Genomic DNA, 20136 nt, shown 5'->3' on the forward strand with positions numbered 1-20136 from the left:
CCGGAAAGTTCGACGCAACGTCGCCTCTTCTTAAGAACAAGCGCTCCATAACACCCCCTACACTCATAACGACACTAACGAGCTATCAACTTGCTTCTCATCATCAGCGGTCCGGCAATGCCCGGCAGCGACATCAGAAGCAGAATGACGATCAAGGCGCTGTAACCGCCGTCACCGATCGCGGCCGCGTTGTGCAGGGCGTCGGTGCCGGAGGCGTTGCTGGCGGTAAGCATCGCAAAGCCGATGATCGGCTGCGAGACGCCGGCAAAGATCCCGGCGGCGGTGGTGTTCACGGAAGCGCCCACGCCGATCAAGTCGGAGGTGTAGAGCTTCTTGACGCATTTCAGCACCAGCGGGACGGTGCCGCCGGCGACGAGGCCCAGGATCGTGAACACGACGGTGACGTAGGCGAGACCGAATGTCTGGGCGACCGGCGGCAGCAGCATCGCGATCAGCAGCATGCGCAACACGCAGATGCCGATCAGCGCGCGGTCGAGCGCCGCGGCGGCACGATCGGCGGCGTGACCGAGAAAGATCGAGCCGAGCGCATTGCCGATCATGAAGGCGAGCAGCGGCGTGCCGGCGGCTGTTGGGGAGATATGGAAGAAGTGGGCGACCATCGGGATGCCCCAGACGCCCGACAACGTCGTCACGACCGCGAAGTGCGACGCAAACGTCATCGCGCAACCCCAGTTCGCGATATGGGCCAGCGATTGCCGCGCGGCGATCACGACGCCCTTCAGCGTCTTGTTGCTGTGCGAGGCCGGATCAGGCTTGAGCGTGACCTTGGCAAAGGCAAGGTTGGCGAGGCCGATACAGGCGATGAACAGGAAACAGGCCCGCCAGCCGAACCCCGAGACGGCGGCGGCCAGCGGTGTCGTCGCGATCACGCCGCCGACATAACCGGAGACCTGTGAAATGCCCGACATCATGCCGAACCGCTCGTCGGCAAAGCTCTGTGCGACGAGCTTCAGCAGTGCGGTGAAGACCAGCGCATCGCCGCAGGCGACGATCAGGCGGGCCGCAAACACGTCGAGCAGGTTCGGCGCCAGCGCGAACGCTGCGCTACCGAGCGACGAGGCGATCATGCTGACGAGGACGGCGCGCTTGACGCCGTAACGATCGACCAGAAGGCCGGCCGGAATCTGCATCAAGGTGTAGCCCCAGAAGTAGCTCGAGGCCAGCATCGCAACACCGGCCGCGTCGGTATTGAAGTCGTGCATGAAGCTGAGGCTGACCGATTGCGGCGACACGCGCTGCAGGAACGCGATGGCATAGGCGATCGCCACGGCCGTCCAGGCGAGATAAGCGCGATCGGTGAAGCGCGACGTTGGGGCGTATACGGCCTGTTGTCCGAGCATCGACATCACACCCTCGCGTAACCCACCGAGAAAAGGGCATCCGCTGAATTCGGAATCTTTCGCGACATCGCGGCATCGACCAGCGACGCGGTGCCATGATAGGCCTGCCGATGGTGCTTAATGTGGCCGTAAGCGCCGCGCATGATCATATCAGGTAGTTCGAGCGGCTTGCCCGGATAGAGCGAAGTGCACATCTCGACACAGGCCGCCTGCAATGCGGGGTCCTGCGCATCATCGAGCAATGATGGAGACACTTTTTCGCAAATCTTAGCGTTCGCTGCCCAGACGATCGGATTGCGGGTGCGCCAGCCGTAGAGCACGTTGCCGTCGACTCGCTCGGCGCCTGAGCATTTCAGAACTTCCGCCGTGAAGAAGCCGTACAAGCCGCGTCCCTGGTGCGCCGGGAGCACTTCGGTGCCGCTGCGATAGATTCCAAGTCCGGCCGACATCTGCAGGATGCGGTAGACCGAGAAGGCTACGAGGCCGGAGCCGTCATAGACGAGGATCAGGCTGTACTTCTTGTCGAAGGGCGAGGAGGTTGCTGTCCAGTGCGGCTCGGTGGCCTGCCAGTTGACGGCGATGATGCCGTTCATGGCGTCCATCAGCGGCTGACGGTCGCAGGCTTCGATCCGGGAGGCATCGGGTAGACTGTAGATTGCGTAATCCGCCCACGGCGATTTGATCGCCCCGTATTCGCCGCCCAGATGTCGCGACATGGCAGAACTCCAGAATTCCATCGCGAGCTATACAGGGCGGCCTCGAATGGCTTAAAGGACAATATGCCCTCGAAAGCTGCCAAACCGCCCCGGCCGGAGCCGCGCGACAGGAAAGCGACGCGTCGGATCGCGATCGTTGCCTTTCCGGGCGTGACCTTGCTTGACATCTCGGGGCCGGCTCAGGTGTTCGCAGAGCTGGAGGCGATCGAACTGCCCGGGCCGGACTACTCGCTATCCTATCTGTCGACGTCTGGTGGCTTGGTACCGACCGATGTCGGCATGATGATCGACACGGCGCCGATCGCCAGTGTTGCGCCTGCCGAGGTCGACACGCTGGTGATCCCCGGCGGGCCCGGCATCTGGAAGATCCGCAACGACGCCGAGTTGATGGACTGGATTGCGAAGGCGCTGCCGAAGGCGCGCCGTATCGCATCGGTCTGCCTCGGCGCATTCGCACTGGCCTGGACCGGAATTCTGGACGGCAAGCGTGCTGCAACGCACTGGCGCTATTGTCCTCGTTTGCAGGACAGCTTTCCCAATATCCGCGTCGAGCCCAACGCGATTTTCGTCAAGGACGGACATGTCTGGTCGTCGGCGGGTGTCAGCGCCGGCATCGATCTGGCGCTCGCCATGATCGAGGAAGATTTCGGACACACCATAGCGCTAGACGTCGCGCGCAGGCTTGTGGTGTTTCTGAAACGGCCGGGCGGCCAGAGTCAGTTCTCGACCGTGCTTGCGGCCCAGGCGTCGGACGTCGAGGGACGCTTCAGCGCGTTGCATGCCTGGATCATCGAGAACATTACTGATGATCTCAAGGTCGAAACGCTGGCGGAAAAGGCCGGGATGACGCCGCGCACCTTTGCCCGAACCTATGTCAGCCGCACCGGCATGACACCTGCAAGCGGTGTCGAGGCGCTGCGCGTGGAGACCGCGCGTTTGCTGCTCGAAAGCCGCCAGATCGGCGGCGTGGTCGAGGTCGCCAAGCGCGCGGGGTTTGGCGATGACGAACGAATGCGGCGCGCCTTCCTGCGCCATCTCGGCGTGTCGCCGACCGAGTACCGAAACCGGTTTTCGGGCAGCTAGCAAGGTCAATCCGGAGGCGGCGGCGTTGCGTCGAAAGCCGATCTATCTCACAGGCGTATAGCTGGCCTTCGCGGGTAGGATTCGTAGGTCAAGGTGGTAGCTTTTCCGGTTTGTCTGCGGCTAATGTGCCGGCCAAATCGGGAGAAGAAACACCATGAATGACGGGACCCCCATTCGGCAGGTGCGCAATGTCGAACTCGGCGCCAGCGGCGAGGAATTTCAGAACCTGCACGAATTCGCGCAAAAAGCCCGCGCCAAGCTGAACCAGAACGCCTGGGACTACATCGTCGGCGCGTCGGAGACCGAGACCACGATGCGCCGCAACAGGATGGCGCTCGACGAGATCGCATTCCGGCCGCGCGTCCTGCGCAACGTCATCAATGTCGATCCCTCCACCGAGGTCTTCGGCCGCAAGCTCCGGCTTCCCGTGATGATCGCGCCGGTCGGTGCACTCGAGATCTTCGATCCCGACGCCGGCGCAGCCGTCGCGCGCGGCGCGGGAACGTTCGGGGCGGCGCATATGCTGAGCTCGGTGTCCGAGCCCGGGCTGGAGAATACCGCCAAGGCGGCGCCGGATGCCTTGCGCATCTTCCAGCTCTATGTGCGCGGCGACGATGCTTTCGTCGAGGATGTGGTCAGCCGTAGCATCGACAACGGTTACGCCGCGTTCTGCCTCACCGTGGACACCGCCCACTACAGCCGGCGCGAGCGTGACATCGCCAAACGCTACGTCCGCGAGAGCCGCATCCGCGCCACCGGCGGCGATTTCCAGAAGGGGCTGGAATGGCGGACGGTGAAGTTGATCAAGGACAAGTTCAAGATTCCGCTGATCCTCAAGGGTATAGCTACGGCCGAAGACGCGAGGATCGCGCTCGATCACGGGGTCGACTGGATCTACGTCTCAAATCATGGCGGACGGCAGCTCGACCACGGCCGTGGGTCCATGCATGTCCTGCCCGAGATCGTCCAGGCCGTCGCCGGCCGTGCCAAGATCATGGTCGATGGCTCGATCTGCCGCGGCACCGACATCGTCAAGGCCATCGTCTCGGGGGCCGACCTTGTCGGGATCGGCCGTCTGCAATGCTGGGCGCTCGCCGCGGCCGGCGAGGCCGGCATCGTCCGGATGCTTGAATTGCTGGAGGACGAGGTGATCCGCTGCCTCGGGCTGCTCGGCGTCACGAGCTTCGCCGAGCTGGACAAGTCCTATCTGCACCCGGCGACGCCGACCAATCTGCCGAGTGTGTTCAGCGCATTCCCGCTGCTCGATATCGATCCCTATCGCTACTGAGACGCGGCAAGAGACACCTGGAGCGATGATGCGATGGGGGCGCCGGACGCCTCGATCGCGCCAGCTCGCCATCGATCTGTGCTGTCCATGACGCCGCCGCGGCAAAGACAAAGTCTGATCCAAATGCGGCACTAGTCGTGGCGAATGGCAAACAATCCATTCGCTGAATTTTCACTCGAGCGCGCCATCGGCTTGCGCTGGACCCTTCGGGATATCCAGGCCGGCAGGCTCAAATTGTCGCCGGTCAGCGACGAGGATCTGGACATCCTCGCCGAGCTTGGTCTGGTCGAACTGCATGACGGCGAGCCCGAGCTGACGGAAGCGGGAGCCGCGGTGTTGAACGACTGAACGTGCCGGCAGCCTAGCGCGCGTTGAGGAAGCTTTCGCCGGAATTGCAGGGCGCGCACTGATAGGTCAGCACGTCGTAGACTTGGTCGCGCGGCTCGATCAAGGCAAGCCGCATCTGTGTGCCGCACTTCATGCACGGCATCTCTATGCTGGTCTTGAAGCGGGTGCAGGTCGGTGTCGGACGAACGGCGCGCAGCATCGGATCCCCTTATTCCCCAAGAGACGCGAGACGAAAACGCGACCAACGACGAGGCCGAATCACTATGCCACAGTGCTGACATGATTGGAATCCGGCGATGGCGCAGTCCTGTCGCCGCTAGGTAATTTTTCCTCGGCCACCGGAGCGAACGGGACCTCTCATCGTTGGCGATACGGCGCTGACGCCGTCACAATCTATGCTAACGTCTGCCGACGCTTATTCTAGGGGGCGCGATCATGATTGAACCGAAGCTTGAAGTTCCCGCCGAGCTCCGCGATCTCGCGGAAAAGACCATCGACCAGGCCGAACAGGCCTTCAGCCTGTTCTTTGACGCCGCGAGCAAGTCGATGACGGCGATGCCGGGCACCGGTACCGAGATTTCCAAACAGGCGCTGTCGTTCACCGAGCAGAACATGAAGGCGGCGTTCGAGCATGCGCGCAAGCTCGTGCACGCGACCGATCTGCAGGAGGCGATGCGGATCCAGTCGGAATTCCTGCGCAGCCAGTTCACCAATGCCGGCGAACATATGCGGCAGATCAGCGGAAGCGTGATGTCCGCAACCAAGGACGCCACGAAGGGCAAGTTCTAGAACAGTCCTCGCCGCGCATTGACGCCTAGCGTCGGCGCGCGACGGCAATGCCGAGCAGAAACGCAACGAACAGACTTGCGAGCGGCGCTTCGCGCGTGACCGCGCTTACGGTGGCGAGGGCTCCGCCCGGCCGGCGTGAGCTTGCGATCGCCTCGCTGAGGCGATCGGCGGCCGCGCGAAGTCCGTCAGACACCTCCGTGATGGTGCGCGAAACATCCGTCGCGGTGTCGATCGCTCGCTCACCGAGCGTGGGTTGAAGCGGAGACTCGGGTGTTTCGGAGCTCATGTGCCGTGCCGCGATTTCACTGAAGGCCGGGTGCCGTCACCTTTGGCTATCCGAGCCGCATATCGTGGAAATTCGGTGGCTATGGATTGGTTCCACCAACGCGTCTCGCTTTCGCATCGGGGAACCGGAAACTTACGTGCCGGTCGCGGCTTGTTTCCGTGGAGGAGACGATGATGACAATGCAAGCGCATGGCATATCGGATGGCCGTCCGATTGAGCATCGAAATCGGCATGGCGGCACGCCGCTGCTGGTTGCGGCGGTGGTTGCTATCCTCGGCGTGTTGGGCATGCTGGTTGTCGACCACGGTCCGTTGAGCAAGCCGAAGGTGCAGCCGGCCGCTTCCGCCAATTACTCGACGACCGGCGAGGCCGCACGTGCGGCTGGCGCAAAGGTGATGCCGACGGAGCCCAGGGCGCCGATTGAGCCTGCTCCGCCCGGCCCAAAGCCTGCTCAGCCGGCAAACCCGATCCCGCCGCAGTAGGTGCGGGCGTTCGCGCGGGATGATCAGCGCACGCTAACGAGCATGCCCCACGCTGCGGCAAATCCCGCACCGACGAGAACCAGCACCGGGCTGTCGCAGAAGATGCCGCCATACTGGCACATGGTGGCACCGATGGAGCCGATCTGATGATGGCCCGCGGCATAGAACAGGCCGGACAGGACCGCGAGCACGGCAGCAACGAAATACATCGGCGCTTCCTCCCTGCAATCTAACGGCGGCGCGGGTCGGTTGAACTGACGCGAGCCAAAAACTGTCCTGATGTCGTTAAAAGGTGCTGCGAGCCGTTCGTCCGCTTGACGAGTCGGGCAACTCAGCGGCACACTGACATCATCACGACAAGCATAGGGCGACCGACGCCAGTTTGTGTTGCGATTCCGGCATCATGCGCGGACTTTCGGTGAAGGAGGTTTCTCACCGTCGAAGCCGACGCATCATATTTTACCGATCGCATTCAGTTCGCAAAAACGGGTTGACTCGTCGGGCAACTCAGGGGCATAATCGGAAAATCAGAAATTATTGAGCCCGCGCGGAGCGATCCGCGGCGGGCTTTTTGTTTGCCGTTTCACCGATCGGGCGGCGGCCGCAACGTCACGACGCCACATCTCCCAGCCCGTCGCCTGAGCGTCGTCAGCGCGCCGCCGTCCGAACCATCTAAACAAGCAACGAAATTGGCCGGCGCGCGCGAACGCGCCGGTCCAGCGGCGCGGCGCAAGCCGGCGCCGCCCGCGGCCCCATTCGTCAGGGATAAGGTTCGCGCCCCAAAGATCGCCGCCTGCTGCGCGATCTGCCGCACAATTCTTTCTATGGCTGCATGTACTGCAATGACTGTCGTTGCGATGAATGCCGGGTAGAGCCTGGAAACTGTCTTGCCTCGGTCTTGAAATTCCCACTGCAAAAGTGTGCGAGCCGCTGTAGCAGCTGGCGCGTTGCATTTTTGTTGATCACATGCAGCTTGCAAAAAGCGGTTGACTCGTCGGGCAACTCAGGGGCATAATCTGAAAATCAGAAATTGTTGAGCCCGCGCGGAGCCATCCGCGGCGGGCTTTTTGTTTGCCGTTTCACCGATCGGACGGCGGCCGCAACGTCACGACGCCACATCCTCCCAGCCCGTCGCCTAAGCGTCGTCAGCGCGCCGCCGTCCGAACCTTTAAAGCGAGCACGAATTGGCCGGCGCGCGCGAACGCGCCGGTCCTGCGGCGCGGCGCAAGCCGGCGCCGCCGGCGGCCCCATTCGTCAGGGATAAGGTTCGCGCCCCAAAGATCGCTGCCCGCTGCGCGATCTGCCGCAAATTCATTCATGGCCGCATCGCGCGCTGTTGGCCGATCAACGAGGTTTGCATGACTGCCTATCTGATATCGCTCGCGGTCGTGAGTCTGATCGCCATTGCATTGCTGGAGGCGGCATGAGCGCCGAGATCATCCAGTTCATCCCGCGACCGCGGCAGGATCGCGAACGGACGGACTTTCCCACGATCGCATTTCGCTCGGCGTTGCCCGATCCCGAACCGGATCACGCAGACACGGCTCCGAGTGAATATCTCCCGTCCGATTGGCAGGAGAAGTGAGGTGGCGAAGACGATTACACAAATCCGCTCGCTCGCGAGGAGCCATACGAGAAGCGCGATCAACGTGTTGGTCGGCGTCATGCGATCGACCAGCGCAACACCTGCTGCCCGCGTCTCCGCCGCCAACGCCATCCTCGATCGGGGCTGGGGCAAGGCGCCGCAGGCGATCGAAAATGGCGACGGAGCGCTGGAGCTTGTGCACCGCATCGAGCGGATCATCGTCGAACCCGACGAGGTTGAGGACGAGGTTACCTAGGAGTTGCTGTGGCTGTTCATCAAGCCCAACGGTTCGCTGGAGTCACTTGTCGTAGGTCTTTCCGAAACGTTCAATCACGTCATCGAGAACTCGGACCGCTAGCGTGGCCACTCGCGGCACCGTGTGCTCGGCTCGCCGGGGTGCACTTACCTACGTGCACGCTGCGTGATCTTAATCATGGCCGGTTCAAGCAGAGCGCCGCCATGGCGAGGGGCCAATGTGGGTTGTTCAAGCCTTTGTTGAGGTGTTCTTCTACTTCCTCGTTGACGTGATTGGATACACCGTGGCGCGGCTCATTTTGCCGGTCGTCTCGTTTGGACAAATTCGGGTCGCCGCCTACAATTGCGACGAGGAAGAGTTTGGTTGGCTTGGCAGCAGGCGTGAAGGCTTTGGGCGGTTGGAGCTAGGGGCGGGCGTCGCCAGCGGGATCGGTCTTGTCATCTGTGCGCTCTATCTGGCAGCGGTGTTATGGTTCGTAGGATGATGTAACGAGCCTAGTTGGGCGGCCCGTTTCGTACTTGTTGCGAAGAGATATTGGAGGGCCTGAGCAAGCGAGTGATCTGGTGTGCCGGATCTGCGGCGATCGCACATTCTGCCGCTGATCGCCTCGTCGGGTTCAATCACATCATCGAGAACCCAGACCGCTATGGGGGTCGCTTGCGCTATCGTGTGATTGCTCGCCAGAATCGCTCTACCAGTGCGTAGTCCGGCATGATATCTATCATTGCGTGTCCGAGCGCAATGGTGCCATTGAGCGACTGAAAGCAGCCTATTCGGCCGCTAGTGCTTTGTGTCATGCTGGTGATTGTCGATGGCTATGACCGATAAGCGTCTTCGTGCGCTCCAGGCGGTGAGTATGACACTGCTCCTCTCGACCTTTGAGTCAATCTGGTGGTTATTTGGATACGTCATGGCCCGGCTGATCTTGCCGATCATCTCTTTCGGTAAGGTCCGGGTCGGCTCAGTCCTGGCTTCTCAGAAGTTCAACTGGCTTGGCTATCGATATTGCGAAGACGGCCGTCTGGAGATCGAAGCCACTCTGGCCACCCTGATCGGGCTCCTGGTTTTTTGTGCGGGGCTTATGGTGATTCTGTTCTTCATTCACTGAGCTGCGCCCAGGTCGATGTATTCTTGACGCTCTATTCCTCAGTACGGACGCGATCGCGGACGAGCCCAGGTGGGCCAGGTCTGCAACCATCTGACTGCACGCAACGATTTTGCGGGATGGCCCTCGCCGCAAAGTCGGCCTTGGATCGAACGGAGATTTTGTATGTCGTACGCACCAGTTGCCGGAAGGGCAATTGCTGGATTGATCGGTCTACTCTCGATACCGAAGGCAAATCGCAAAGAGGCTTTTGTTGATCGGATACAGAGAGAATTTCGCGGCCTTCTCGACCACGCTCAAGCACAGGCACTCTATGACGCCGATCCGCTTCTTGGGAAAGCTCTACGGTAATGATCCGCTGAACTCGCGCAATCATCCGGCGTTTCCTCCAAGCGGGTTGTTGCCGCGCGAGGCTGGGGCGCGCGATCCGCGCCATGACTATTTCAATGCTGCGCCAAGCGGGGCCTGGCGCCTTCGGCCGGTTCGGTACCGGCGGGCAGTTTTCGCCGGGATCAGCGACATCGTCGCAACCGCTTTACGAGACGCGATCGTTCGTAGCGCCGCCCGACGAGCCTTCGCAGCGACCGGCGAGCAAGGAAGCACCTGTCCGACGGCTGATGCGAGTACCCGGGACAGGCGAGAGCGAATTCGAGGTGGAGCGTTGCCTGTGCCCTTCTTACCGCCGGCTCCCATTCCTCACCTGGGGCGGCCCGCTACGTTCGATGAACGCTTTCCAGCGTCCGCTCCGGCAGCGGGTGCGCCTTCGGGGGCGACGAGACCGACAAGCCCGTTCAGCGGGCAGCCTATGCGAACCTGCCGCCGTCGGTCTTTGGCCTTCCGGACAATTCCGATGTTCCGCAGACGGATTTCAATGACTGGCTTGCCGGCCTGATCCGGCCGCGTCCTCGTCAGTGACAGTTCACGGCTGACGATCGCCAGGGATCGTCGAGGCATCCGCCCGACTCGCGAGCCGCTTTGCCTATCGAGAGTAACCTTGTCGATTCTGAAAATTCCAACCGCAAAAGTGTTCGAGTCGCTGTTACAGCCGGCACGTTACAAGGGAGCGTTCGGCGGCCGAGGATCGGGAAAATGCGTCATCTGGGACAAGGTTCTCGGGCTTGGAACTACGCCGCAGCTCGCCGGAGATGTGAGCACCTGGGCCGGCATGATCATGGGCTTCTACTTTGGAAAGCGAACGTTTGAGAATGTCGCCCGCATCATACGACGGTGACCCGATGCGCGAAGCCGATGTCAAGGCAATCGTGATGGCTACGTTGATCGAACAGGATCGTGTGCGCAGAAGCGACATCGACGCCGTAGTGGTCAAGACCATTGCGACTGTCTTGACATCATTCGGCTTTGAAGAGGGGGACCAGCGAGAATTGCGCGCGGACTTCCAGCACCTCCGGCGGTGGCGAAAGAGCGTAGAGCAGGCGCAAAGTTACACATTCAAGGCAGTGATCACCGTGATCGCTACCGGATTCGTCGGCGCCATCTGGTTGGGTATCAAGGCCACGCTTGGAAAATAGCCAGTGTTGCGGGGAGTGAGCACATCTCCCTCCAAGCTGGAGAGCCAAGCAACCTAGCGGACAATAGTATGTCGAGGCGCGAACGATGTACAGGATACGTGAGGTTGATCCGCAGGACGAAGAGGTTGCGGATGCGCTCGCCGAGCTCCATCAGCTGACCTTCTGCGATGGGACTCGTGTGCCCGACTTCGAGCAGGGGTATTGGTGGATTGCTTTCCGCGGGCTGAAGCCGATAGCATTCGCGGGCGTAGTTTCGTCAACCCATGTTGCCAACGCCGGATATCTGTGCCGCGTCGGGGTCGCGATGCCGCACTGTGGCCACGGCCTGCAAGTGCGGCTTACTCGGGCGCTGGAGGCGCGAGCGCGGCGGGCCGGCTGGAAGGCGATCGTTTCGGATACGACCGATAATCGATTCTCGGCGAACAACTTCATCCGTCAGGGGTATCGGCTCTTCGAACCCGACTCGCCATGGGCATGGCAGCACACGCTGTATTGGCGGAAGGAACTCGTCTAGATCCCGCGAGGTGGATCGGACCGTTGCCGCCAGTTTGACGACGTCGAGCGCCCGGTGGTCGATTGGCCACCGGGCCTTGCGGCGTTTCCGGTTCGCGGGTAGCCGCTTCGGCAAGCCGCGGTCGCGAGCCCGGATCGCGCATCAAGTTACGGGCGGGAGAATGCTGGAATGCCCTGTCCCGCGCGGACGAAATATGGCTGAGCGCTCCGCCACGGGATGCCGGGTGGCGGCAGTTAAGAGCTCCGCGCTTTTTGAATTTGCCGGATGAAGGCCTGCACGTCTTGATCTCTGGTGATCGCTCGATAAACTGAGCCGATCGGCCGGTCGTGTGAATGTTTGGAGGTCGAACGAAGGAAGAGGCCATGGTTGAGGTTGGCCGCGGGCTCGACGCGAAGGTGCCACCAGGCCCTGATATGGATTGCTATTCGCTCATGGTCGCACGAGCTAGGGCGCTCGTTCCGCTTTTGCGCGAGCGGGCGCAGCGGACCGAAGAATTGCGCCATTTGCCACCCGAAACCGAGCGGGATCTGCACGATAGTGGGCTTTTCCGAATTCTGCAGCCGAAGCGCGTCGGGGGCAGCGAACTCGACTATGTTGCGCTGGTCGATTGTGCCGACGCCCTGGGGCAGGGCGACGCCTCGGTCTCCTGGAATTTTGCCAATCTTGCAAGCCACCACTGGATGCTGGGCATGTTCGCGCCGGAGGCGCAGAGCGCGGTGTGGGGAGAGGATCCGGCCACGCTGATCGCGTCTTCGTTTGTCTTCCCGGCAGGTCGCGCCAAGAAGACGAGTGGCGGGTACGTGCTGAGTGGTCATTGGCCGTTCTCATCCGGGGTAGAAGCATGCGGGTGGAACATGCTCGCGAGCGTGGTTGCGTCGGATGATGAGGCCGATGGTGTCGAGTATCGGCTGTTCCTGCTGAACAGGCGGGACTACAGCATCGAAGACACCTGGAATGCTGCTGGTTTGCGTGGAACCGGGTCGAACGATGTGCGGGTGGCCGACGCATTCGTTCCCGAGCATATGACGGTTGCCGTCAGCGATCTTGCCGGTGGCGCGACGCCAGGCAGCGTTGTCAATCCGAACGCGCTCTACATGCTTCCGGTTTTCTCGTTGTTTCCCTATGTGCTGTCTGGGGTCGGCCTAGGAAATGCCCAGGCTTGCCTCGACGATTATGTCGAGATCGCGCGGCATCGCGCCTCGACATATAACCGGGCCAAGATCGGGGATCTGCAGAGCACACAAATCAAGATCGCTGAAGCGTCGGCGAAGATAGATGCCGCGCGGCTGATCATGCGCACCAACTGCGTCGAGGTACTTGCGGAGGTTCGGCGTGGCGACATCCCGGGCATTGCTGCGAAGACGAAGCTCCGGCGCGATGGTGCGTTCGCGGTCAATCTGTGCACCGAAGCCGTCTCTCTCCTCTTTACGGCCAGCGGCGCGCGCAGCCTGTTCACCTCAGGTGCGTTGCAGCGTCAATTCCGCGATGCGCATGCGGTGAACTCGCATCTTGCCTTCAATTTCGACGCGGCAGGTACCAATTACGGGCGGGTGGCTCTTGGGCTGCCGTCCGAAAACCTGACGCTTTGAGGCTGGCCGGATGTCCGACTCACCCAAACATCCGCCGGATCCGGCCAATGAGCTCGCAAGCGACAGTTCGACGATCGATCCCCGTGACTTCCGCAATGCGCTCGGTACGTTTGCGACCGGTGTAACGATCGTCACCGCAATGTCGGCCGAAGGACGGCCGTACGGAATTACTTGCAATTCCTTCGCGTCAGTGTCGCTCAATCCGCCGCTGGTGCTCTGGAGCCTGGGGATGTTTTCGCAGGGGCTGCCGATCTTCCAGAATGCCAGCCACTTCACGGTCAATGTCCTCGATGCGTCACAGCAGACGTTGGCGATGCAGTTTGCCAAATCGTCGGGTGACAAGTTCGCGGGTGTGAGCTGGACTCCAGGCCTCGGGAACGCTCCAGTGCTTGCCGACGTGCTCGCAAATTTCCAGTGCCGTGCCGCCAACCGCTACTACGGCGGTGATCACGTCATTTTCCTGGGCGCTGTGGAAGCCTATGCTTACAGCGTCAACAGTCCGCTGCTGTTCTCGCGGGGAGGTTTTGGCCGGTTCTTGGCTGACGATGGTGACAAGCCATCATGAATCGAAAGATGCCCGTCAAGCGAGTTTTTCGTACCAAGCAGAAGCGACTATCAGCTGACGACCGTCGCAGTGAATTCGTCACCAAGGCGACCGAACTCTTTGCGGAGGAGGGGTTCGGCGGCGGCACGCGTGCTCTCGCTCGCAAACTCGGTGTGACGCAGCCGTTGCTTTACCGCTATTTTCCGAGCAAGGACGATCTCATCAAGGAGGTCTACCGCAAGGTCTATCTCGAACCCCTTGAAATCGGTTGGGAGAAATTGCTGTCCGATCGATCTCGTCCGCTCCGCGCGCGGCTGCAAGAATTTTACGAAGTTTATACAGACGCTATCTTCAATCGAAGATGGCTGAGGATCTACCTTTACTCGGGCCTGAAGGGTCTCGATATCAATCGCTGGTATGTTGGCATGGTCAAGGACAAGATTCTGACCCGCATTCTCAGGGAGTGCCGCCACGACGCCGGCCTCGCGACGCAGAGCCGGCCCAGCGCTGCCGAACTGGAACTGGCCTGGGTGTTTCACGGCGGCATTTTCTATTACGGGGTACGCAAATATATCTACGAAGCGCCTGTCCTCGAGGACAAGGCGCAGATGATCAGTGATGCGCTGGACATCTTCCTCGCGGGATTTGAGCGGATGGCGGAGAGCGCGACCGATCGACGGAGGGTGCCGATCAAGGTCGTCGGCTGAGGACTAGTTCTGCGCGATCTGATCCCGATACCAGTCGCCGATCTCGCTCGCCGTCATGAGCGCCACGCCGTCATGGCCGATGACGTAGTCGAGCAGGGCTTCAAGGTACTTGATTCGATGTGGGACCCCTGTGATGTAGGGATGCACCGAAATCGCCATGATACGAGCATTCTCCGCGCCTTCGAGATACAGCCGATCGAACTGGTCGGTGCAGCGCGTCAGGAACTGTTCCGACGGCAGGTGCTGCAGGGCGTGAATGACGATGTCATTGGTCTCGACCGAATAGGGAATCGTCGTGACAATTCCGTGCGGCGTGGCGATCTCTTGCGGGAGATCGTCAATCACCCAGTCGGCCACGTATTCGATCCCGTTGAGGCGCAGGAGGTCGAGCGTTTCTTCGGTTTCGGTCAGGCCCGGGCTCTCCCATGATCGCGGTGGTTTGCCGGTGAATCCGGCAATGGTGTCGACCGCGCGCTTGATTGCATCCGCCTGGTTCTCCACCTTGTGCATCGGTCCCTGGACGAATCCGTGTCCCATGAATTCGAAGCCCGCCTCGAGCGCCGCCGACGCGACGCGCGGATAGCTGTTGCAGACATTGGCATTCGCAGCCAGGGTCACCGGTATCTTTCGGTCGGTGAGTGCCTTGAATTGCCGCCAGAAGCCGGCACGCATGCCGTATTCGTGCCACGACCAGTTCGGCACGTCGGGCAACAGAGGCTGGCCCATCGGTGGGCTCAGCACGGTACGCGGCATCGCATTCCCAATGCGCCATTCCTCGACGTTGAGAATGACCCAGACGGCAAGCTTCTTGCCATGAGGCAACGTCAGCTTCGGCCTATCGACTTGCGCCTGGTACGGAATGCGATCGGTAAAGGCCATGTCGATACTCCCTTGCGTTGATTAGCCGGTGCCGGCGGCATTGATCCGCGGCAAGACCTTCTCGGCCATCAGGATCATCGATTGACGGCCCAGCTCGCGATCCTTCCAGTCCTTGCCGGCATAGAGCAGGGTTCCGAAGGTGCCGATGTCTTCCTGAAACGCCAGCAATTGGTCGGCCACACTTTCAGGCGTGCCGTAGATGATGAGCTTGTCGCAAATCGACTCCAGCGTGATCTCCGCATCGGGCTGGTCCCGCCGTGTCTTGAACAGCTCGAGCCGGCCGCCGCGCTTCAGCTTCGTGAATAGCTGGTGATAATAGTACACGTAGGGACTGTCGGGCGCCGTAGCATAGGCTTTCGCCGTTGCGGCGTCCTTAGCCACGAACACGCTCTTGGCGACGCGCCAATTGGCAGGGTTGGCTACTCGGTTCACGCGCTCACACCCCTCGACGTATTTGGGCCAGTGACTCCTTACCCAGGCGGGCATCAGGAAGTTTGCCGAGATCGGATCCCAGCCGCGCGCAGCGGCCTCCGTGACGCCTTTTGAAAATGGCGCGACTGCGGTCACCACGATCGGCGGGTATGGAGCCTGCAACGGGCGCGCGACGATTCCCTGGCCGATATCCTCGATCAGAGTCTTTCTGACCGAGACATTCCAATATTTGCCCTGCAGATCATAGGGTGGCATGCCGGCCCAGATGTCGAGGACCTGATTGATTGCCTCGAGGAACATGGCATTGCGGTCAGCGTCGAGATTGCCAAAAATCTCCGCGTCGGACAGCAATCCGCCGGGGCTTATTCCAAATATGAAGCGGCCATCAAGCATGTGATCGAGCATGGCGATCGACGCGGCGACCGCTGCCGGGTGGGTGTTCGGCATGTTGACGGTGCCGGTTCCAAGCTTGATCTGTTTGGTTGCCGCTGCGAGCCAGGCAATGAACGCGATGCTGGAGGTGATGTTCTCGGCCTTGTCGGTGACATGCTCGCCGACATACGCTTCCGTGAACCCGAGCTCATCCGCAAGCAGGAAGGCTTCCCGATCCTCCCGCAGCGATTGCCGCCAGTCCTTGTCGAGAGGATGGATCGGCATCGTAAAGAACCCGAGCTTCATGATCCGCCTCCCTGCGCGTTGAACTTTAGTTGGCAAGGAACCTGCGGCCTTCCCAAGGCGAAGACAAGTCCTGACGCACAAATAATCACTCGATAAACAAGCTTGACCTTTGAACAGGGCGGCCCTCTAATCTGGCAAACCAAAATTGGGCCGGGAGGCCACGCCCACATGAAAGCTGCGGCTTTCGCCTACGCCCGCGCGACCAGCGTCGTGAATGCGCTGGAGTTGCTTGCCGTGCATGGCGACAAGGCGAAGGTTCTGTCGGGCGGCCAGAGCCTGATGCCGGCAATGAACCTGCGGCTTCTATCCCCGGAGATTGTGGTCGATATCGGTGGCCTCGCCGAGTTGCGCGGCATTGCGATGAGGGGAGGCGTCCTCGTCGTTGGCGCGCTGACCCGGCATGTCGACTTGCTCAGATCGCCGGAGATTGCGCTGCACGCTCCGCTGTTGCGGGATGCCGTCAGCCACGTTGCTCATCCCGCGATCCGCAACCGCGGAACGATTGGCGGAAGCCTCGCTCACGCCGATCCTGCGTCGGAGCTGCCGGCCTGTGTCGTGGCGCTTGACGCCACGATCGTTGCTCGCGGTCCGACGGGCGAGCGGCGGATTGCTGCGACCAAATTTTTCAAAGGAATCTTCGAAACGGCACTATCATCGGACGAATTGCTTGTCGCGATCGAGGTGCCAGTCACCGGCCAGGGCTCGACGTTCTTTTTTCAGGAATACGCCCGGCGGCATGGCGACTACGCCGTCGTTGGTCTCGCCGCGCTTGCTGTTGTTGCTGCTGGCCGGTTCTCGGATCTTCGGTTGGGCTTCTTTGCGGTTGGCGATCGGCCTCTGCTGGCAGCCGCCGCCGGCAAGCTGGTCAATGCATGCGTGAATCGCGGATTGCTGGCGGAAGCTGCGGCAGCGCTGACCAACGAGCTCGACCCGCCGGAGGATCAACAGGCTACCGCGGCCATGCGCCGACACCTCGCCACTGTCTTGCTCCGGCGCTGCGTGGCCGATTTGCTCGCGCGACCCGAGCTGGCAACGGGAGTGACCAAGTGAGTGCTCCGGTATCGGTCTCGCTGCTGGTCAACGGTGAGCCGATCGATGCCTTCGTGCTGCCGCGGATCAACCTCGCTGACTTTCTCCGGGAAAATCTTAAGCTGACCGGAACTCATGTCGGTTGCGAGCACGGCGTCTGTGGTGCCTGTACTGTTCGGATCGATGGCGAGGTCGTTCGCTCCTGCCTGATGCTGACGGTCCAGGCGCATGGCGCGTCAGTCGAGACAATCGAGGGGATCTCCGACAGCGGTGAAATCGCCGATCTTCAGGCGGCATTTCGCGAACGCAATGCATTGCAGTGCGGCTACTGCACGCCGGGGATGCTGATGACGGCGCAGGATCTGCTGAAGCATTCGCCCGCACCTGATCGGCAAGCGATCCGCGAGCATCTCTCCGGCAATTATTGCCGCTGCACCGGCTATCAGGCCATCGTGGATGCGGTGGAGGCGACAGCTCGAATGCGCGCGGAGCGGCCGGCATGACCGTGACCCGCGCGGCGGCAGACACGCTTTCGGTGCTCGATCGCCCGAATTCCTATATCGGCAAGACGGTGCCGCGGCCGAACCTCGACAGGTTGCTGCAAGGGCGTGGACAATACGTCAGTGATCTGGAATTGCCGCGCATGGTGCATGCGGTCTTCCTGCGGTCGCCGTACGCCCATGCCAGAATCGTGGCGATCGATGCCGACGCGGCGCGACGTATGTCCGGCGTCATTGCCATCGTGACGGGGCGGGAACTCGAGGCTGTGATCACGCCGTGGGTCGGCGTGCTGTTGCATCTGAAGGGACTGAAGTCGGCGCCGCAGCACGCGATCGCGGTCGATCGGGTCTGCTGGCAGGGTGAAGCGGTCGCGGCGGTTGTCGCAACCAGCCGTGCGGCGGCCGAAGATGCAATGGAACAGATTGCCGTTGACTACGAGGAGCTCGAGGCGGTCACGAATATGCGCACTGCGCTCGATCCGGCAACGCCTGTCATCCACGCCTCGCTCGGTGACAATCTTGCCTTTGAACGGACACTCGATGCCGGCGACGTCGACCACGCATTGTCGGAGTCCGAGGTCGTCGAGGCCGAATTCGTATTTGGGCGGCACACCGGCGTAACACTTGAACCGCGTGCAGTGGTTGCCGACTGGAATGCGGCCGAGGCGCGGCTGACGATCTATCAGGGCACGCAGGCGCCCCACATGGTGCAGAACATTGCAGCCCTGCATCTCGGATTGAGGGAGGCGCAGGTCCGGGTGGTCTGCAAGGATGTTGGGGGCTCGTTCGGCATCAAGGTTCACATCTATGCCGACGAAATGGCGACATACGCGCTATCGAAGCTGTTGCGCCGGCCGGTCAAATTCGTGGCTGACCGTATCGAAAGCTTCAACACGGACATTCACGCCCGCGATCATCGATGCAGGGGGCGGATCGGCGTCAGGCCAGACGGCACCATCACGGCCTTCGAGATCGACGACCTGACGGGGATCGGTCCCTATTCGATGTATCCGCGCACCAGCGCCATCGAGGCCAATCAGGTGGTCAACTTGGTCGGCGGGCCATATGTCACGCCGAACTACCGGGCGCGGGCGCGCGTCGTCTTCCAGAACAAGAACGTGATGTGCCAGTACCGGGCGGTCGGACACCCGATTGCCTGTTCGGTCACCGAGGGCCTGGTCGATTTGGCCGCAGCCAAGATCGGCATGGACCCCGTCGAGATCCGCCGGCGCAACCTGATCGCCGACGATGGTTATCCCTGTGCATCCCCCTCGGGCATGAAGTTCGAGCAGCTTTCGCATCATGCTTCGTTGGCCAAGCTGCTTCAGATGATGGACTACGACGCATTGCGCGCCGAGCAGGCGGCCTTGCGAGCCCAAAACGTCTATCGGGGCATCGGAATCGCCAGTTTCATCGAGGTCACCAATCCCAGTGCCGCCTTTTACGGCGTTGGCGGCGCGAAGATTTCATCGCAGGATGGTGTTGCGGTTCGGCTCGACGCGCAAGGCTCGGTGATCTGCCAGACCAGCATCACGGAGCAGGGGCAGGGGTCGGAGTCGCTGACGGCCCAGATCGTCGGCAGCGTGCTTGGCGTCTCGATGGACAGAGTCCGGGTGACCCTGGGCGACACCGACAATACGCCCTATGGCGGCGGCACCTGGGCCTCGCGCGGCGCTGGTATCGGCGGCGAAGCCGCGTTGCAGGCAGCCAAGGTCTTGCGCCGGAATATTCTGGATGTCGCGGCAGCCATTCTGCAATCGACGCCGGCCGGGCTTGATATCGTCGACAACCGCATCGTCAATGCCGACGACGGCGTGTCGCGGATCGAGCTGAACGAGCTGGCGCGGATCGTCTATTTCCGACCGGACACCCTTCCGCCCGGCATCCAGCCCGAGTTGATGGCGACCCGGCATTTCGTACCGCGTCAGTATCCCTTTGCGTTCACCAACGGCGTCCAGGCCTCATGGCTTGAGGTCGATACCGAGACCGGGTTCGTGACGTTGCTGAAGCATTGGGTTGTCGAAGATTGCGGCACCATCATCAACCCGCAACTGGTCGACGAGCAGATCCGGGGCGGGGTTGTGCAGGGACTCGGCGCGGCGCTGTTCGAGAAATGCGTCTACGACGAGCGTGGTCAGCTGACCAACGCCAATATGGCGGACTATTTGGTCCCGATGTCGGGCGAGATGCCCGACATCGAGATAGGGCACGTGGTGTCTCCGACACTGGAATCGGAGCTGGGAGCCAAAGGGGCGGGCGAGGCGGGCACGGCCGGCGCGGCAGCCGCGGTTGCCAACGCGGTCAATGATGCGCTGCGGCCGTTCGGCGCAACAATTACCGAGATTCCGCTCACGCCTCAGGTTATCCTGACGGCCTTGGGACGAATCTGAGGTGGAGACGTCCCGGGCAAAGACAAGACGATAAGCAAATAACAGA

The 20136-nt window shown here is 61.5% G+C and carries 25 protein-coding genes; 18 read left to right on the forward strand and 7 right to left on the reverse strand.

Annotated features, from left to right (window positions below):
* Window positions 1–74 precede the first annotated feature (74 nt).
* Together FBZ93_RS19555 and FBZ93_RS19560 are read right to left on the reverse strand one after the other, a co-directional pair.
* Window positions 75–1367: an MFS transporter gene (locus FBZ93_RS19555; RefSeq protein ID WP_146987605.1), complete on the reverse strand. Its 1293-nt coding sequence runs from the start codon at window positions 1365–1367 to the stop codon at window positions 75–77.
* Window positions 1367–2098, reverse strand: a complete 732-nt coding sequence (locus FBZ93_RS19560) for a hypothetical protein (protein WP_146987607.1) — start codon at window positions 2096–2098, stop codon at window positions 1367–1369. The genes FBZ93_RS19555 and FBZ93_RS19560 overlap by 1 nt, the downstream gene beginning before the upstream one ends.
* Before the next feature lie 42 nt (window positions 2099–2140).
* Here FBZ93_RS19560 and FBZ93_RS19565 point away from each other — a divergent pair, with 42 nt between their 5' ends.
* The 3 genes from FBZ93_RS19565 to FBZ93_RS19575 all read left to right on the forward strand — a co-directional run bounded on the left by FBZ93_RS19565 (window position 2141) and on the right by FBZ93_RS19575 (window position 4796).
* A complete protein-coding gene (locus tag FBZ93_RS19565) occupies window positions 2141–3160 on the forward strand; it encodes a GlxA family transcriptional regulator (RefSeq protein ID WP_146987608.1) in 1020 nt (339 codons plus the stop codon).
* 154 nt (window positions 3161–3314) lie between these two features.
* Window positions 3315–4448, forward strand: a complete 1134-nt coding sequence (locus FBZ93_RS19570; RefSeq protein ID WP_146987610.1) for an alpha-hydroxy acid oxidase — start codon at window positions 3315–3317, stop codon at window positions 4446–4448.
* Between the two features lie 144 nt (window positions 4449–4592).
* On the forward strand, window positions 4593–4796 hold the full coding sequence (locus FBZ93_RS19575) for a hypothetical protein (protein WP_146987611.1): 204 nt from the start codon (window positions 4593–4595) through the stop codon (window positions 4794–4796).
* A gap of 13 nt (window positions 4797–4809) precedes the next feature.
* Here the strand turns inward: FBZ93_RS19575 and FBZ93_RS19580 are convergent, their stop codons facing one another.
* Entirely contained in the window at window positions 4810–4995 is a 186-nt protein-coding gene (locus tag FBZ93_RS19580; RefSeq protein ID WP_050419149.1) for a hypothetical protein, read from the reverse strand.
* A 236-nt stretch (window positions 4996–5231) separates the two neighbouring features.
* Here FBZ93_RS19580 and FBZ93_RS19585 point away from each other — a divergent pair, with 236 nt between their 5' ends.
* On the forward strand, window positions 5232–5585 hold the full coding sequence (locus FBZ93_RS19585) for a phasin (RefSeq protein WP_021080362.1): 354 nt from the start codon (window positions 5232–5234) through the stop codon (window positions 5583–5585).
* A gap of 25 nt (window positions 5586–5610) precedes the next feature.
* On the opposite strand, the gene FBZ93_RS41345 is transcribed toward FBZ93_RS19585, so the two are convergent.
* Complete coding sequence (locus tag FBZ93_RS41345; RefSeq protein ID WP_146987613.1) at window positions 5611–5871, reverse strand: hypothetical protein; 261 nt, start codon at window positions 5869–5871, stop codon at window positions 5611–5613.
* A gap of 179 nt (window positions 5872–6050) precedes the next feature.
* On the opposite strand from FBZ93_RS41345, the gene FBZ93_RS19595 reads away from it, so the two are divergent.
* On the forward strand, window positions 6051–6353 hold the full coding sequence (locus FBZ93_RS19595; RefSeq protein ID WP_146988120.1) for a hypothetical protein: 303 nt from the start codon (window positions 6051–6053) through the stop codon (window positions 6351–6353).
* A 23-nt stretch (window positions 6354–6376) separates the two neighbouring features.
* Here FBZ93_RS19595 and FBZ93_RS19600 read toward each other — a convergent pair whose 3' ends face one another.
* Window positions 6377–6562, reverse strand: a complete 186-nt coding sequence (locus tag FBZ93_RS19600) for a hypothetical protein (RefSeq protein WP_074125408.1) — start codon at window positions 6560–6562, stop codon at window positions 6377–6379.
* Between the two features lie 1214 nt (window positions 6563–7776).
* Between FBZ93_RS19600 and FBZ93_RS40680 the strand changes: the two genes are divergently transcribed.
* The 10 genes from FBZ93_RS40680 to FBZ93_RS19645 all read left to right on the forward strand — a co-directional run bounded on the left by FBZ93_RS40680 (window position 7777) and on the right by FBZ93_RS19645 (window position 14182).
* Entirely contained in the window at window positions 7777–7938 is a 162-nt protein-coding gene (locus FBZ93_RS40680; protein ID WP_167529114.1) for a hypothetical protein, read from the forward strand.
* A gap of 1 nt (window position 7939) precedes the next feature.
* The gene (locus tag FBZ93_RS19605) at window positions 7940–8194 is read left to right on the forward strand and encodes a hypothetical protein (protein WP_146987615.1); all 255 of its coding nucleotides are present in this window, start codon (window positions 7940–7942) and stop codon (window positions 8192–8194) included.
* 217 nt (window positions 8195–8411) lie between these two features.
* Window positions 8412–8678: a hypothetical protein gene (locus FBZ93_RS19610; protein WP_146987617.1), complete on the forward strand. Its 267-nt coding sequence runs from the start codon at window positions 8412–8414 to the stop codon at window positions 8676–8678.
* A gap of 327 nt (window positions 8679–9005) precedes the next feature.
* A complete protein-coding gene (locus FBZ93_RS19615) occupies window positions 9006–9302 on the forward strand; it encodes a hypothetical protein (protein WP_146987619.1) in 297 nt (98 codons plus the stop codon).
* 991 nt (window positions 9303–10293) lie between these two features.
* Window positions 10294–10530 carry a hypothetical protein gene (locus FBZ93_RS19620; protein WP_146987621.1) on the forward strand — a complete coding sequence of 79 codons (237 nt, stop codon included), beginning with the start codon at window positions 10294–10296 and terminating at the stop codon, window positions 10528–10530.
* Window positions 10531–10534: 4 nt separating this feature from the next.
* The gene (locus FBZ93_RS19625) at window positions 10535–10828 is read left to right on the forward strand and encodes a hypothetical protein (RefSeq protein ID WP_208764032.1); all 294 of its coding nucleotides are present in this window, start codon (window positions 10535–10537) and stop codon (window positions 10826–10828) included.
* A gap of 85 nt (window positions 10829–10913) precedes the next feature.
* Complete coding sequence (locus tag FBZ93_RS19630) at window positions 10914–11342, forward strand: GNAT family N-acetyltransferase (RefSeq protein WP_146987623.1); 429 nt, start codon at window positions 10914–10916, stop codon at window positions 11340–11342.
* A 413-nt stretch (window positions 11343–11755) separates the two neighbouring features.
* Entirely contained in the window at window positions 11756–12931 is a 1176-nt protein-coding gene (locus FBZ93_RS19635) for an acyl-CoA dehydrogenase family protein (protein ID WP_146988124.1), read from the forward strand.
* 10 nt (window positions 12932–12941) lie between these two features.
* Window positions 12942–13496: a flavin reductase family protein gene (locus FBZ93_RS19640; RefSeq protein ID WP_146987625.1), complete on the forward strand. Its 555-nt coding sequence runs from the start codon at window positions 12942–12944 to the stop codon at window positions 13494–13496.
* Window positions 13493–14182 carry a TetR/AcrR family transcriptional regulator gene (locus FBZ93_RS19645; protein ID WP_146987627.1) on the forward strand — a complete coding sequence of 230 codons (690 nt, stop codon included), beginning with the start codon at window positions 13493–13495 and terminating at the stop codon, window positions 14180–14182. The genes FBZ93_RS19640 and FBZ93_RS19645 overlap by 4 nt, the downstream gene beginning before the upstream one ends.
* A gap of 3 nt (window positions 14183–14185) precedes the next feature.
* Here the strand turns inward: FBZ93_RS19645 and FBZ93_RS19650 are convergent, their stop codons facing one another.
* Both FBZ93_RS19650 and FBZ93_RS19655 read right to left on the reverse strand, forming a co-directional pair.
* A complete protein-coding gene (locus tag FBZ93_RS19650) occupies window positions 14186–15061 on the reverse strand; it encodes a polysaccharide deacetylase family protein (protein WP_146987629.1) in 876 nt (291 codons plus the stop codon).
* A gap of 21 nt (window positions 15062–15082) precedes the next feature.
* Window positions 15083–16171 carry an LLM class flavin-dependent oxidoreductase gene (locus tag FBZ93_RS19655; RefSeq protein WP_146987631.1) on the reverse strand — a complete coding sequence of 363 codons (1089 nt, stop codon included), beginning with the start codon at window positions 16169–16171 and terminating at the stop codon, window positions 15083–15085.
* Between the two features lie 168 nt (window positions 16172–16339).
* On the opposite strand from FBZ93_RS19655, the gene FBZ93_RS19660 reads away from it, so the two are divergent.
* Genes FBZ93_RS19660 through FBZ93_RS19670 form a run of 3 tightly spaced genes read left to right on the forward strand, consistent with a single transcriptional unit; the run spans window position 16340 to window position 20090 of the window.
* Window positions 16340–17221 carry an FAD binding domain-containing protein gene (locus FBZ93_RS19660; protein ID WP_146987633.1) on the forward strand — a complete coding sequence of 294 codons (882 nt, stop codon included), beginning with the start codon at window positions 16340–16342 and terminating at the stop codon, window positions 17219–17221.
* Window positions 17218–17703, forward strand: coding sequence for a (2Fe-2S)-binding protein (locus tag FBZ93_RS19665; protein ID WP_146987635.1), 486 nt, complete (start codon window positions 17218–17220; stop codon window positions 17701–17703). Before FBZ93_RS19660 ends, FBZ93_RS19665 begins: the two co-directional genes overlap by 4 nt.
* Complete coding sequence (locus FBZ93_RS19670) at window positions 17700–20090, forward strand: xanthine dehydrogenase family protein molybdopterin-binding subunit (protein ID WP_146987637.1); 2391 nt, start codon at window positions 17700–17702, stop codon at window positions 20088–20090. Before FBZ93_RS19665 ends, FBZ93_RS19670 begins: the two co-directional genes overlap by 4 nt.
* Window positions 20091–20136 lie beyond the last annotated feature (46 nt).

Source organism: Bradyrhizobium macuxiense (assembly GCF_007993935.1).
Classification (GTDB): Bacteria; Pseudomonadota; Alphaproteobacteria; order Rhizobiales; family Xanthobacteraceae; genus Bradyrhizobium; species Bradyrhizobium macuxiense_A.

Bases quoted from the DNA above. Each gene is read 5' to 3' on its own strand.
- FBZ93_RS19645 (WP_146987627.1), top strand. From the start codon at position 13,493: ATGAATCGAAAGATGCCCGTCAAGCGAGTTTTTCGTACCAAGCAGAAG.
- FBZ93_RS19575 (WP_146987611.1), top strand. From the start codon at position 4,593: ATGGCAAACAATCCATTCGCTGAATTTTCACTCGAGCGCGCCATCGGC.
- FBZ93_RS41345 (WP_146987613.1), bottom strand. From the start codon at position 5,871: ATGAGCTCCGAAACACCCGAGTCTCCGCTTCAACCCACGCTCGGTGAG.
- FBZ93_RS19570 (WP_146987610.1), top strand. From the start codon at position 3,315: ATGAATGACGGGACCCCCATTCGGCAGGTGCGCAATGTCGAACTCGGC.
- FBZ93_RS19625 (WP_208764032.1), top strand. From the start codon at position 10,535: ATGCGCGAAGCCGATGTCAAGGCAATCGTGATGGCTACGTTGATCGAA.
- FBZ93_RS40680 (WP_167529114.1), top strand. From the start codon at position 7,777: ATGAGCGCCGAGATCATCCAGTTCATCCCGCGACCGCGGCAGGATCGC.
- FBZ93_RS19595 (WP_146988120.1), top strand. From the start codon at position 6,051: ATGCAAGCGCATGGCATATCGGATGGCCGTCCGATTGAGCATCGAAAT.
- FBZ93_RS19670 (WP_146987637.1), top strand. From the start codon at position 17,700: ATGACCGTGACCCGCGCGGCGGCAGACACGCTTTCGGTGCTCGATCGC.
- FBZ93_RS19635 (WP_146988124.1), top strand. From the start codon at position 11,756: ATGGATTGCTATTCGCTCATGGTCGCACGAGCTAGGGCGCTCGTTCCG.
- FBZ93_RS19630 (WP_146987623.1), top strand. From the start codon at position 10,914: ATGTACAGGATACGTGAGGTTGATCCGCAGGACGAAGAGGTTGCGGAT.
- FBZ93_RS19610 (WP_146987617.1), top strand. From the start codon at position 8,412: ATGTGGGTTGTTCAAGCCTTTGTTGAGGTGTTCTTCTACTTCCTCGTT.
- FBZ93_RS19660 (WP_146987633.1), top strand. From the start codon at position 16,340: ATGAAAGCTGCGGCTTTCGCCTACGCCCGCGCGACCAGCGTCGTGAAT.
- FBZ93_RS19650 (WP_146987629.1), bottom strand. From the start codon at position 15,061: ATGGCCTTTACCGATCGCATTCCGTACCAGGCGCAAGTCGATAGGCCG.
- FBZ93_RS19615 (WP_146987619.1), top strand. From the start codon at position 9,006: ATGGCTATGACCGATAAGCGTCTTCGTGCGCTCCAGGCGGTGAGTATG.
- FBZ93_RS19560 (WP_146987607.1), bottom strand. From the start codon at position 2,098: ATGGAATTCTGGAGTTCTGCCATGTCGCGACATCTGGGCGGCGAATAC.
- FBZ93_RS19555 (WP_146987605.1), bottom strand. From the start codon at position 1,367: ATGTCGATGCTCGGACAACAGGCCGTATACGCCCCAACGTCGCGCTTC.
- FBZ93_RS19655 (WP_146987631.1), bottom strand. From the start codon at position 16,171: ATGAAGCTCGGGTTCTTTACGATGCCGATCCATCCTCTCGACAAGGAC.
- FBZ93_RS19600 (WP_074125408.1), bottom strand. From the start codon at position 6,562: ATGTATTTCGTTGCTGCCGTGCTCGCGGTCCTGTCCGGCCTGTTCTAT.
- FBZ93_RS19640 (WP_146987625.1), top strand. From the start codon at position 12,942: ATGTCCGACTCACCCAAACATCCGCCGGATCCGGCCAATGAGCTCGCA.
- FBZ93_RS19565 (WP_146987608.1), top strand. From the start codon at position 2,141: ATGCCCTCGAAAGCTGCCAAACCGCCCCGGCCGGAGCCGCGCGACAGG.
- FBZ93_RS19580 (WP_050419149.1), bottom strand. From the start codon at position 4,995: ATGCTGCGCGCCGTTCGTCCGACACCGACCTGCACCCGCTTCAAGACC.
- FBZ93_RS19585 (WP_021080362.1), top strand. From the start codon at position 5,232: ATGATTGAACCGAAGCTTGAAGTTCCCGCCGAGCTCCGCGATCTCGCG.